This is a genomic window from Vibrio ziniensis, assembly GCF_011064285.1.
Lineage (GTDB): Bacteria > Pseudomonadota > Gammaproteobacteria > Enterobacterales > Vibrionaceae > Vibrio > Vibrio ziniensis.
Window position 1 is genome coordinate 2351713 of the sequence record NZ_CP049331.1, and the last position, 12605, is coordinate 2364317.

Genomic DNA, 12605 nt, shown 5'->3' on the forward strand with positions numbered 1-12605 from the left:
TTCCGTAGCTAATGAATCAACTTATTGATTATTTATAAACAATCTCACCTGACGGCGCATATTGGTTTACATCAATTGGGCTGTTTGCTTGTAAAAAGTCTTTTAGAACTTCAGCATCAACAAAACCTGTGTTTACGAAACCTTTACGGTCTGTAATCTTAGGATAACCATCACCACCAGCGGCATTAAAACTTGGAACAGTAAAGCGGTAGGTATTATCTAAACGCAATTGTTTACCACCAATATAAACGTTTGATACTTTCCCCTCTTCCACTTGCATTGAAATACCCGCAAATTGTGCATAAGCACCTGAATCGACAGGCTTAGTCGCAACTACATTGAGGTAATCAAGTACTTCCTGACCAGTCATATCGATATAAGTAAGGATATTGGCGAAAGGTTGTACTTTCAGTACATCTTTGTACGTGATGTCACCAGCTGCGATAGAATCACGTACACCGCCAGAGTTCATGATAGCGAAGTCTGCTTTAGCTCGTTGCATATGAGCTGTAGCGATCAAACGACCTAGGTTAGTTTGTTGGAAGCGGACAACATTACGGTCACCTTCCAATTTACCATTAGACTCGGCAACTTTAATACCAAGCTGCGCTTGTCCTTTTTCTTGATAAGGACGTAAAAATTCCAACATTTCTTGGTTTTCTGGAATCTCAGTGGTTGCAATCACCATCTTACTTTCGCCATCAACCTTCACTTTCTTCTTAAGGTTCACAGGAATTAGGTTGTAGCTAACCATGCTTAGCTCACCGTTACGGAATTCGTAATCAGCTCGACCAACGTATTTACCCCATTCAAAGGCTTGAACAATGTAAGTACCATTCTGCATGTCTGGCTTACACTCGTCACCCGGTGCGAAATTCTTCTTCACCACATTAGGGCCTTCCATACACACAGGCTCTTGAGAATGACCACCGACGATCATATCTAAATCGCCTTCATTCAAGTAGCGAGCTAGAGCTACGTCACCCGGTGCGTTGATACCATATTCACCGTTTTGATAGTGCCCCATGTGAGTAACAGCAATGATGAGGTCTGGATGTTCAGTTTCTTTCAGCTCAGCGATGACTTTCTTCGCTTCTTCCTTAGGATCGCGGAAATCAATACCGCCGATATATTCTGGGTTACCAATTTTCGCGGTATCTTCCGTTGTTAAACCGATAACTGCGATTTTAATACCTTGTTTATCAAACATTTGATAAGGCTGGAACAGACGCTTGCCAGTAGCCTTGTCATAAATGTTTGCTGATAGCATCGGGAACTCAGCCCACTCACGCTGTTTAAACAGAACTTCTAGTGGGTTATCAAACTCGTGGTTACCTAATGCCATTGCATCGTAACCAATCTTTGTCATCCCTTTGAAATCTGGCTCAGCATCCTGTAGATCTGACTCAGGAACACCAGTATTAATGTCACCGCCTGAAAGCAGTAACAGGCTGCCACCTTCAGCTTCAACTTGAGCGCGAATATCGTCGATCAACGTCTTACGCGCAGCCATACCGTATTCACCGTATTTATTTTGCCAGAAACGACCGTGGTGATCATTGGTGTGAAGAATCGTCAGTTTATACGTTTTATCTGCTTGCCAGTCGTGGGGAGGTTGTGTAGCACAGCCTGCCAGTGACGCCAAAATAGCGGTACTTAAAACCGTTTTAAGAATAAAGCTTTGTTTCATTGTCATACCTTTGAGCTGATGAAATTCACTAATCGTATTTTCTAGGTCTAGATTAATCCGTTATTAATGACTTAACTGGAGATCCACCCTTAAAAATAGATCTAACCTTAAAATAAGTTCACCTAAGTGACAGAGTTATTTCATATTAATGTATACTAGATCACAATAGAAACGCCAAAAAATTGAGTCACTTAGTTGGCTAAATAGTAAAACTAGTTTATTGAAGCCTTTTTTTTACTTTTTATTGCATTAGTAAGATGAAATTGTGAATGAAATCGTTTGCTCAACGAATTCATTACGCTCAGACAGAGACAAAAAAACCACCTTTCGGTGGCTTTTTACTTATAAATTCATTCAATTAGCGAATGTCGATGTTCTCAAAACTCTTTACTAAATCATCGAGAGCTTTCATCTGTGCCAAGAAAGGCTCAAGCTTGTCTAGTGGAAGTGCTGAAGGACCATCGCAACGTGCTTTTTCTGGGTTTGGATGCGCTTCAATAAACAGACCGGCAATACCAGTCGCTAAACCTGCTTTCGCAAGCTCTACGGTTTGTTCACGACGACCACCAGAAGCTGAACCGGAAGGATCGCGCATTTGCAGTGAGTGAGTCACATCAAAGATAATCGGACTACCGTTTGAGGCTTTCTTCATTACGCCAAAACCAAGCATATCAACTACTAGGTTGTCATAACCGTGGCAAGAACCACGTTCACATAGAATAATTTTTTCGTTGCCACACTCAGCGAACTTCTCAACGATGTTTCCTACTTGACCTGGGCTCATGAATTGAGGTTTCTTCACGTTGATAACAGCACCCGTTTTTGCCATGGCTTCAACTAGGTCAGTTTGACGAGCAAGGAACGCTGGAAGTTGGATAACGTCTACCACATCAGCAACAGGCTGTGCTTGAGCTTCTGTGTGTACGTCAGTGATAATTTTCACGCCAAAAGTATCTTTCAGCTCTTGGAAAATTTTCATGCCTTCTTCAAGACCAGGACCACGGTATGAGTGAACTGAGCTACGGTTTGCTTTATCAAACGACGCTTTAAACACATACGGAATACCAAGCTTGTCCGTCACTTTTACATAGTGCTCACAGATTTGCATTGCCAAATCGCGAGATTCCAGCACATTCATGCCTGCAAACAAGGTGAACGGTTTGTCGTTTGCGACAGGAATATCGCCAACGTGAACGATTTTTTGGTCCATGTTTTATCTCTTCAATAATTAATGCAAGGTCACAGTACTATGACTGAGTGCATGCATTTGAGTTTTTAATAATTCTGCTGCTGGATCGTCAGGGCAATTATCAATAAAGAACTGATAATCAGACATTGCCACCTGATGACAATCTAATTGCTGATAAATATAGCCTCTATCGCGGATTTCGTACGGATCATCCGGAACAAAAGTCAGGGCTAAATCCGTGCATCTCAGTGCCAGAGTGTAGCTTTCTTCGCGTAATAAGGCACTTTTCAACAAAGCAAGCCAACGACCGATAATCGTAGGGTGGTCGGTAACTTTAAGGTCTTCCGCTTTGAGTTTTGCCAGAGGGCCTTTCATTCCGATCAACCAAGCTTGTAAAGTATGGTTTGAAACATACTCACCCGAAAACGGATTCAAATATTGGTTGGTTTCATCTGGCCAATTCACTTGCAATAAAAACTGTGTTGGAAACGTAATACCTTGCAAAGGAAAACCGAGTTTGCGACCGAAGTATAGAAGCAAAGCCCCTAAACTCACTGGCACGCCTCTACGGCGTTCTAATACCTTGTCGATAAAGGCATTATTAGAATCGTAATACGCTTCGCGATCACCAATAAATCCCCATTCTTTATAGAACAAGTGTAAGAATGCTTCAAAGCGCTCTTTTCCTTCGGTCTTATCCGCTAGTGTTACTTCTGCTTCGTTCAGTAGACGGCTTAACTCTTGCTCAGCCCATTCTACTTGAGTTTCTGGATCGATGGCTTTATTGAGGATTAATGCCCCCTCAACCAGCTCCATCTCATCAAAATCTTCATCAAATAAGTCAAGCATTTAACTACTCTTTCTTCGCTAACAGTGATTATTCTAATTGAGCTTTTTCTATTGTTCGGCTTTTCTTCTAGCCAAAAAACACTGGCATTTTAGTCACGGCTACTTTGCCCGCCATTCCCAGCCAGCCTAGTGCACCGAAAAAGGCAAATGTACGAAGTAAGTTGTTACGTGCCAATTTCAGGGTGAAGAAACCCAGTGCAATATAAGCCAGAACACAAGTGAGCTTTTCAGTCATCCACGGAGCGGCGGCAGTAAATGGAATAAAGCCAGTGATAAAGATTAAACCAATACCTGATAGCAGTAAGAAGGTATCAACAACGTGAGGCGTAATTTTCAGAAACTTATTCTGTAGATGCTTGGAGTTCATCATTAACAACACATAACGAACTGAAAGCAATAGAGCGCTGATCGCAATGGTCAGCATGTGGAAATGTTTTAAACCTTCGTACATCTTTATCCTCTTTACGCCTGATATGACTTTTTATTTGATATCGTTTTTTATTCGATATTAGCTTTTATTCGATATTGGCCTAAGGTAACACGATCATTACCAGCATAATCCTTTTGTGTTTCAACATTGCTATAGCCGAAACCCTGCAAAATCTCTCTCACTGCTGAACCTTGGTCATAACCATGTTCAAACAGTAGCCAGCCATCGTTTAACAAATAATCACGGGCATTGTCACTGATGGTTTTTATGTCTGCCAAACCATTATCGGATGCAACCAACGCACTCTTAGGTTCAAAGCGAACATCACCAACTGATAGATGCGGATCGTTTTCTTCAATATACGGCGGATTTGAAACAACTAAAGCAAACTTTGTTCCCACGGGTACGGGAGTAAACCAACTGCCGTTCCAAAATGAAACATTGGCAATCCCCAAACGCTCGGCATTTTCTGTTGCAAGCTGCCAAGCTTCTTCACGCAGATCAATCCCAAATACGTTACGTTGTGGGAGCTCTGATGCCAGAGCGAGAGCAATCGCCCCTGTGCCCGTGCCTAAATCCAAAATGTCTCCGTCGATAAGCTGAGCTTTGTCTAACGCAAGTTCCACCAGCCTTTCGGTATCCGGTCTTGGAATCAAAGTGGAAGGAGATACTTTTAACGGCAGTGACCAAAACTCACGCTCGCCAATGATATAAGCAACAGGTTCGCCGGATTTTCGGCGCTCAATTAACGCGTCAAACTGGTTTTGTTGCTCGGATTGGAGAGTTTTATCTGGCCACGTCAGGAGGTAGGAACGAGGCTTGTCTAATACATGGCAAAGTAGCACATTGGCATCAAGAGACGGCGAATCACTGCCGCTCTCGATAAATTGCTCTGTTGCCGCTTTTAAAGCGGCCTCAACGGTTAGCAACATTGATTAGTTTTGCTCTGCAAGTGCAGCTAACTGGTCTGCCTGATGCTCTTGTAGTACAGGATCGACCAAGGCTTGTAGATCACCTTCCATCACTTCACTTAGACGGTAAACTGTTAAGTTGATGCGGTGATCAGATACACGGCCTTGTGGATAGTTGTAAGTACGGATACGGTCACTACGGTCACCAGAACCTAATAGGTTACGACGCGTATCTGACACTTCCGCCGCACGTTTAGCCAACTCAGCCTGAGCAATACGCGCAGCAAGTACTGCCATTGCCTTTGCTTTGTTCTTATGTTGTGAACGTTCGTCCTGACACTCTACTACTGTACCTGTTGGTAAGTGAGTAATACGGATTGCGGAATCCGTGGTGTTAACGTGCTGACCACCCGCGCCTGAAGAGCGGAAAGTATCGATCTTCAGATCGCTTGCTTTAATTTCTGGGATTTCCGCTTCTGGTACTTCAGCCATTACCGCAACAGTACATGCCGAAGTATGAACACGGCCTTGTGATTCCGTTGCAGGAACACGTTGCACACGGTGACCACCTGATTCAAATTTCAGTACGCCGTATGCGCCATCGCCGCTCACTTTCGCGATCATCTCTTTGTAACCGCCGTGTTCTGCTTCATTTGAAGACATCACTTCAATGCGCCAGCCTTTCTTCTCTGCAAAACGGCTGTACATGCGGAACAAGTCACCAGCGAAGATACCGGCTTCGTCACCACCTGCACCTGCACGAATTTCAAGGAAGCAGTTACGGTCGTCGTTTGGATCTTTTGGAAGTAGAAGAATTTGCAGCTCGTCAGTTAAACGTTCGATTGCCGCTTTCGCTTCTTTCATCTCTTCCTGAGCCATTTCACGCATTTCTGCGTCATCTTCTTTGGTCATCTCTTCAGCGGCAGCTAGGTCATCTTGAGCTTGCTGATAGGCTTGGAAACACTTAGTGATCTCTTCAAGCTGAGAGTACTCTTTTGATAGAGCACGGAATTTATCTTGATCACCAATAACCGTTGGGTCACCCAACAGGTGTTGAACCTCTTCATAACGTTCAACAAGAGATTCAAGCTTCACTAAAATCGACGAGTTCATATTTTCTTCTTTAAATTCAGAGTTACAGATTACTGTGAGTCATCAAGACCCAAGCTTTGTCTGATAATGGCAAGTTTTGCCGGTTCACCTAACTCCGCAGCGCTTTGCATCGCTCGTGTTGGGGTATGAATAAGTTTGTTGGTGAGCTTATTGCTTAGCTCAACCAAAAGTTTTTCTGGATCTCCGCCCGCCGCTAAAGCTTGTAAGCTTTTAGACAGCAATTCTTCGCGAATATCGTTAGCAGCATTTCGGTAATCACGAATACTGTCTACCGCTTGTAGTGAACGCATCCAGCTCATGAAAGCTGCACTTTCTTCACTTACAATCGCTTCCGCCTGAATCGCTTCTACTTTGCGCTGTTCAATGTTGCTATCCACAATCGATTGCAAATCATCGACCGAATACAGATACGCATCGTTAAGATCACCAACTTGCGATTCGATATCACGAGGAACCGCGATATCCACGAACAGCATAGGTTGATGACGACGCTTTTTCAGTGCACTTTCTACCATACCCTTACCAATTATAGGTAAAGGACTGGCTGTTGAACTGATAACAATATCGGCGAAATGCAGATAATCGGGTATTTCATTTAACGCAATCACCTCTGCATTAAACTCTTCAGCTAAACTCATTGCGCGCTCACGCGTACGGTTTGCCACAATAATTCGTTTGCAATGATGACTCGCCAGATGCTTAGCCACTAGCTCTATCGTCTCACCCGCCCCAACAAGCAGAACTGTTGCGTCAGATAAAGACTCAAAGATGTGTTTTGCCAATGTACAAGCGGCATATGCCACCGAGACAGCACTGCCGCCAATCTCAGTTTCAGTCCGAACGCGTTTCGCTACAGAGAATGCTTTCTGGAACCATTTATCAAGCGAAGAGTCCACCGCATTGTTTTTACGAGAATCAGCGTAAGCTTGCTTTACCTGACCAAGAATTTGCGGTTCACCCAAGATCAGTGAATCCAGACCACAAGAGACACGCATCAGGTGTCGAATAGCCGCTTGATCTTCATGAATGTAGAGGCTAGGTTTCAAATCTTCTGGGCTGACGTTGTGAAACTGAGTTAGCCATTCAATCAGTTTGTTCTTACTTGATGATTTAACATCACAATAAATTTCGGTACGGTTACACGTCGAAAGAATAACACTTCCGTTAACGTGTGAGTCAGCAGACAACTGGCCAAGTGCCTCAGACAACTTATCTGGGCCGAAAGCCACTTTTTCTCGTAACTCAACCGAAGCCGTATTGTGATTGATACCAATAGCAAGCAAGGACATCTATCGAGGATTCTCTGGTAAGAAATGAATTAGGGGCAGAATTTTACTTTATGCCCCTTATGATTGAAAGAGTAACTAGGATTTGTTTTCCCGACTTCGTGATATCAATGATATAGTGATGCCAATTTCACTCACTTTGCCGCACAAATAACGAGCAATTATGATGATAAAACCGCGTATTCTTCTTACCTTCGCATTTTTGCTGACTTTGTTTGGCTGTAGTTCTACACCAGAGCCGATTGTTGATGTCGAATGGCAAGCTCATCAACAAAAGCTGCAACAAATTCAAACTTATCAAGTGATCGGCAAGATCGGTTACATTTCACCAGAACAACGTGAATCACTAAATTTCCAATGGCAAAAGTCACCGAACCATAGCCAACTTCGTTTAACCAACTTTCTCGGTCAAACCGTATTAAGCCTTTCTATGGATGCCAATGGCGCAAAAGTGGAGACTTACGATGATCAGAATTTCAGTGCCCCAAATGGCCAGATATTGATATACCAGCTCACCGGATTGGATATCCCTATTGACGATCTACAGGACTGGGTGCTCGGTCTTCCTACAAAAGCCGACAATTTTAAGCTTAATGAAAGCAACACATTAGCGTCACTGGACAAGACGTCGGGTCGACAAAACTGGCATGTCGATTACACTCGATATAAAGAATTCGATTGGCAAAACGGTAATATTCCTTTACCCGATAGAATGCAGCTAACGCAGAAACAAACATCTATAAAACTTGTTATCTCTAAATGGATACTTACCCAATGATTTTTGGCAAAACCGTTTGGCCATCTCCTGCAAAATTAAATCTATTCCTCTACATTACAGGGCGTCGTGCCAACGGATATCACGAGTTACAAACGCTATTTCAGTTTTTAGACTATGGCGATGACATCACTATCACCGCCAATGAAAGCGGCAAAATTGTCCTTACTCCTGAACTTCAAGGCGTAAAAACGCAAGACAACCTGATTTGGAAAGCCGCCATTGCATTGCAACAAAAAACGGGCTGCTCGTTAGGTGCAGACATTGAGCTCAACAAAATTTTACCTATGGGCGGAGGTATTGGTGGCGGTTCTTCAAACGCTGCGACCGTATTAGTTGCCCTAAACTACCTCTGGCAAACCAACCTTAGTGATGATGAACTTGCTGAAATTGGCTTAGCACTTGGTGCTGATGTACCCGTTTTCATTCGCGGATTTGCAGCCTTTGCCGAAGGTGTAGGTGAAGAATTAACACCTGTTGAAGCTGAAGAAAAATGGTATTTAGTCGTTCGTCCGAATGTGAGCATCGCAACCAAAGATATTTTCTGCCATCCACAGTTAACCAGAAATACGCCAAAGCGAGCACTGTTAACTCTTCTTGACACTCAATACGAAAACGATTGCGAAAAAATTGTCCGAATGCTGTATCCAGAGGTTGATAAGCAACTTTCTTGGCTGCTACAATACGCGCCGTCAAGATTGACAGGTACAGGATCTTGCGTTTTTGCTGAATTTTCGAACGAAAACGAGGCAAAAAGTGTTCTGTCCCAACTCCCTGACACTGTCTCAGCGTTTATCGCCCAAGGGCGAAATGTTTCTCCGCTTAAAGAGACACTGGCTGCATACCAAACAGCCAACCCCAATCTAATTAAAAACTGGACGCAACCCCGAGGTTTCCACCGTGCCTGATATGAAGCTATTTGCTGGTAATGCCACACCCGAACTAGCACAACGTATTGCTGAACGTCTATACATTTCTCTAGGAGATGCTACTGTTTCCCGTTTCTCTGATGGAGAAGTTGCAGTACAAATCAATGAAAATGTTCGTGGTAGCGACGTATTTATCATCCAATCAACTTGTAAACCAACCAACGACAACCTAATGGAACTCGTTGTAATGATTGATGCTATGCGTCGTGCTTCAGCAGGCCGTATTACTGCTGTTATTCCTTATTTTGGTTATGCTCGTCAAGACCGCCGTGTGCGTTCTGCTCGTGTGCCAATCACTGCAAAAGTTGTTGCAGATTTTCTTTCTAACGTTGGTGTTGACCGCGTTCTTACTATCGATCTCCACGCAGAACAGATTCAAGGCTTCTTCGATGTACCTGTAGATAACATCTTCGGTACTCCAGTTCTTCTTGAAGATATGAAAGCTCGTGATCTAGAAGATCCAGTGGTTGTATCTCCTGACCTAGGCGGCGTTGTACGTGCTCGTGCAACAGCGAAAGCACTAGGTGATATCGATATCGCAATCGTCGACAAGCGTCGTCCTCGCGCTAACGTGTCTGAAGTAATGAACCTAATTGGTGATGTTGAAGGTCGTGACTGTGTGATCGTAGACGATATGATCGATACAGGTGGCACACTATGTAAAGCGGCAGAAGCTCTGAAAAACCGTGGTGCTAAGCGTGTATTCGCTTACGCTACTCACGCAGTATTCTCAGGCAACGCGGCGAAAAACATTAAGAACTCTGTTCTTGACCAAGTAATCATCACTGACTCAATTACTCTGTCAAAAGAAATGGCAGCAACAGGTAAAGTGACTCAGTTGACTCTATCTACAATGCTAGCTGAAGCAATTCGTCGTATTAGTAACGAAGAATCTATCTCTGCAATGTTTAACTAAACATTGAAATAACTGCTATAAAAGGCGCTTCATCAATGATGAGGCGCTTTTTTTATTCCCGATAAGAATATAAGGAAAATCCGAAACTGTTTGTAGGAACAGCATTTTGGGTTGAAGTCGCCTTAACTTATCAGTAGTTTTGGTCGCATTTAAAAATAAGGCCACCTAGGTGCTAGGCGGCCTTATTTTATTGTTGAAGAAAAAAGTGGAGTAAAACGTGTATAAGATTCTGTCCGTAGCATTAGTCGTTGGTTTAATGGGGTGTACCCCACTTAGTACACATACAGATAACACCCCTGCACAATGCGTCGGAGTAATGTCTTCCGAAGACGCTTATGGATATATGGATCCCAACCACTACACAGTCCAAGTACTCGCTCTTAAACAAGAGAAAGACATTAAAGAATACATCCGTAATATTGACCCGAAACACCCGGTTTGGGTTAACTGGAAAAGCAGTCGCGGAACACAATGGTATGCAGTTACCGCAGGTGACTTTGCCAGCAAAGATGAAGCTCGTAAAGCCATTGCTTCACTACCTCATGGAGTAAAACAAGCCGAACCATTTGTCATCAGCTTTGCCGAAATGAAACAGAAACAACAAACCAACGTGGTAAGAATGCGCTAACCAAGAAGAAAGCATCCATTAGCTTTAAATGCCTACTAATTAGTCGAATCCCTTTGAGCCTCGCGCCAAAGGGATTTTTTGTGCTATCATACTGCGCTTTTTCGTTTCCTAAGGGATCCTAGCTTTGAGTCAACCAATTAAACTACTTGTCGGTCTGGCGAATCCTGGCCCGGAATATTCTAGAACACGACATAATGCTGGCGCATGGGTCGTGGAAGAACTGGCTCGTATTCACAATGTTATATTGAAAAATGAGCCGAAATACTTCGGTCTGACTGGCCGTATTGTGGTCAATGGCGAAGATTTACGTTTGCTGATCCCAACCACTTTTATGAATTTATCCGGTAAAGCAGTTGCAGCTCTTGCAAACTTCTACCAAATTCAACCTGAAGAGATCATGGTGGCACATGATGAACTTGATCTCCCGCCAGGTGTTGCTAAGTTCAAAAAAGGGGGTGGGCATGGCGGTCATAATGGTTTGAAAGACACCATTAGCAAACTAGGCAACAACAAAGAATTTTACCGTCTTCGGATTGGCATAGGCCATCCGGGACATAAAGATAAAGTCGCAGGCTATGTGTTAGGCAAAGCCCCTGCTAAAGAGCAGGAGCAATTAGATGCAACCATCGATGAATCGGTTCGTTGCCTCGATATCTTATTAAAAGATGGCCTAACGAAAGCGCAAAATCGCTTACACACGTTCAAAGCTGAATAAGGTTACAGACATGGGTTTTAAATGTGGCATTGTTGGTCTACCAAACGTTGGTAAATCAACACTTTTCAATGCTCTAACAAAAGCAGGTATCGAAGCGGCAAACTTTCCGTTTTGTACTATCGAACCAAACACTGGTGTTGTACCGGTGCCAGATCTTCGTCTAGATGCACTAGCGAAAATTGTAAATCCTGAGCGTATCCTTCCTACAACGATGGAATTCGTGGATATCGCAGGTCTGGTTGCGGGTGCTTCTCGCGGTGAAGGTCTAGGTAACAAATTCCTAGCTAACATCCGTGAAACTGACGCGATCGGTCACGTTGTTCGTTGTTTCGAGAATGAAAACATCGTACACGTTGCAGGTAAAGTATCACCAATCGAAGACATTGAAGTAATCAACTTAGAATTGGCAATGGCTGACCTTGATTCTTGTGAACGTGCTATTCAACGTAACGCGAAGAAAGCAAAAGGTGGCGACAAAGACGCTAAGTTAGAACTTGTAGCACTTGAAAAGCTGCTACCAGTACTTACTGAAGGCGGCTCGGCTCGCACAGTTGACCTATCTAAAGAAGAACTAGCAGCCATTGGCTACCTGAACTTCTTAACGTTAAAGCCAACCATGTACATCGCTAACGTTGCTGAAGATGGTTTCGAGAACAATCCGTACTTAGATCTTGTTCGTGAGTTCGCGGCAAAAGAGAACAACGTTGTTGTTCCTGTATGTGCAGCTATTGAATCAGAGCTTTCTGAACTAGAAGACGACGAGCGCGAAGAGTTCCTAGCAGATATGGGTATTGAAGAACCGGGTCTAAACCGCGTAATTCGTGCTGGTTACGAACTACTAGAACTTCAAACTTACTTCACTGCAGGTGTTAAAGAAGTTCGCGCTTGGACAATCCCTGTAGGTGCAACAGCGCCAAAAGCAGCAGGTAAGATCCACACAGACTTTGAAAAAGGTTTCATTCGTGCAGAAGTTGTTGGTTATGACGACTTTATCCAATTTAATGGTGAAAGCGGTGCGAAAGAAGCAGGCAAATGGCGTTTAGAAGGTAAAGATTACATTGTTAAAGATGGCGATGTAGTTCACTTCCGTTTCAACGTGTAATCTGCAAAATTAACAACTGAACAAAAGCCAACCAACAGGTTGGCTTTTGTTATTTTTCACCCTTAATCATGT

At 43.4% G+C, this 12605-nt stretch carries 13 protein-coding genes; 6 read left to right on the forward strand and 7 right to left on the reverse strand.

What is annotated here, in order from left to right; genetic code table 11:
• Positions 1 to 28: 28 nt before the first annotated feature.
• The 7 genes from ushA to hemA form a co-directional block, all read right to left on the reverse strand.
• Complete coding sequence (ushA, locus tag G5S32_RS10785; protein WP_165312021.1) at positions 29 to 1690, reverse strand: bifunctional UDP-sugar hydrolase/5'-nucleotidase UshA; 1662 nt, start codon at positions 1688 to 1690, stop codon at positions 29 to 31.
• A 358-nt stretch (positions 1691 to 2048) separates the two neighbouring features.
• A complete protein-coding gene (gene kdsA, locus G5S32_RS10790; protein WP_165312022.1) occupies positions 2049 to 2900 on the reverse strand; it encodes a 3-deoxy-8-phosphooctulonate synthase in 852 nt (283 codons plus the stop codon).
• 18 nt (positions 2901 to 2918) lie between these two features.
• Complete coding sequence (locus tag G5S32_RS10795; RefSeq protein WP_165312023.1) at positions 2919 to 3728, reverse strand: SirB1 family protein; 810 nt, start codon at positions 3726 to 3728, stop codon at positions 2919 to 2921.
• Positions 3729 to 3795: 67 nt separating this feature from the next.
• Positions 3796 to 4179: a SirB2 family protein gene (locus G5S32_RS10800; RefSeq protein ID WP_165312024.1), complete on the reverse strand. Its 384-nt coding sequence runs from the start codon at positions 4177 to 4179 to the stop codon at positions 3796 to 3798.
• 47 nt (positions 4180 to 4226) lie between these two features.
• A complete protein-coding gene (gene prmC / locus G5S32_RS10805) occupies positions 4227 to 5090 on the reverse strand; it encodes a peptide chain release factor N(5)-glutamine methyltransferase (RefSeq protein ID WP_165312025.1) in 864 nt (287 codons plus the stop codon).
• Positions 5091 to 5093: 3 nt separating this feature from the next.
• Positions 5094 to 6182 carry a peptide chain release factor 1 gene (gene prfA / locus G5S32_RS10810; protein ID WP_165312026.1) on the reverse strand — a complete coding sequence of 363 codons (1089 nt, stop codon included), beginning with the start codon at positions 6180 to 6182 and terminating at the stop codon, positions 5094 to 5096.
• 29 nt (positions 6183 to 6211) lie between these two features.
• Positions 6212 to 7471 carry a glutamyl-tRNA reductase gene (hemA, locus tag G5S32_RS10815; protein ID WP_165312027.1) on the reverse strand — a complete coding sequence of 420 codons (1260 nt, stop codon included), beginning with the start codon at positions 7469 to 7471 and terminating at the stop codon, positions 6212 to 6214.
• A 160-nt stretch (positions 7472 to 7631) separates the two neighbouring features.
• Between hemA and lolB the strand changes: the two genes are divergently transcribed.
• The 6 genes from lolB to ychF all read left to right on the forward strand — a co-directional run bounded on the left by lolB (position 7632) and on the right by ychF (position 12533).
• Positions 7632 to 8246 (forward strand): lipoprotein insertase outer membrane protein LolB, encoded by a 615-nt coding sequence (gene lolB, locus G5S32_RS10820; RefSeq protein WP_165312028.1) that lies wholly within the window; start codon positions 7632 to 7634, stop codon positions 8244 to 8246.
• Complete coding sequence (ispE, locus tag G5S32_RS10825; protein WP_425509198.1) at positions 8243 to 9151, forward strand: 4-(cytidine 5'-diphospho)-2-C-methyl-D-erythritol kinase; 909 nt, start codon at positions 8243 to 8245, stop codon at positions 9149 to 9151. Before lolB ends, ispE begins: the two co-directional genes overlap by 4 nt.
• Positions 9144 to 10088: a ribose-phosphate pyrophosphokinase gene (locus G5S32_RS10830; RefSeq protein ID WP_165312030.1), complete on the forward strand. Its 945-nt coding sequence runs from the start codon at positions 9144 to 9146 to the stop codon at positions 10086 to 10088. The genes ispE and G5S32_RS10830 overlap by 8 nt, the downstream gene beginning before the upstream one ends.
• Positions 10089 to 10305: 217 nt before the next feature.
• Positions 10306 to 10716: an SPOR domain-containing protein gene (locus tag G5S32_RS10835; RefSeq protein WP_165312031.1), complete on the forward strand. Its 411-nt coding sequence runs from the start codon at positions 10306 to 10308 to the stop codon at positions 10714 to 10716.
• Between the two features lie 124 nt (positions 10717 to 10840).
• Positions 10841 to 11431 carry an aminoacyl-tRNA hydrolase gene (pth, locus tag G5S32_RS10840; protein WP_165312032.1) on the forward strand — a complete coding sequence of 197 codons (591 nt, stop codon included), beginning with the start codon at positions 10841 to 10843 and terminating at the stop codon, positions 11429 to 11431.
• A gap of 10 nt (positions 11432 to 11441) precedes the next feature.
• The gene (ychF, locus tag G5S32_RS10845) at positions 11442 to 12533 is read left to right on the forward strand and encodes a redox-regulated ATPase YchF (RefSeq protein WP_165312033.1); all 1092 of its coding nucleotides are present in this window, start codon (positions 11442 to 11444) and stop codon (positions 12531 to 12533) included.
• Positions 12534 to 12605 lie beyond the last annotated feature (72 nt).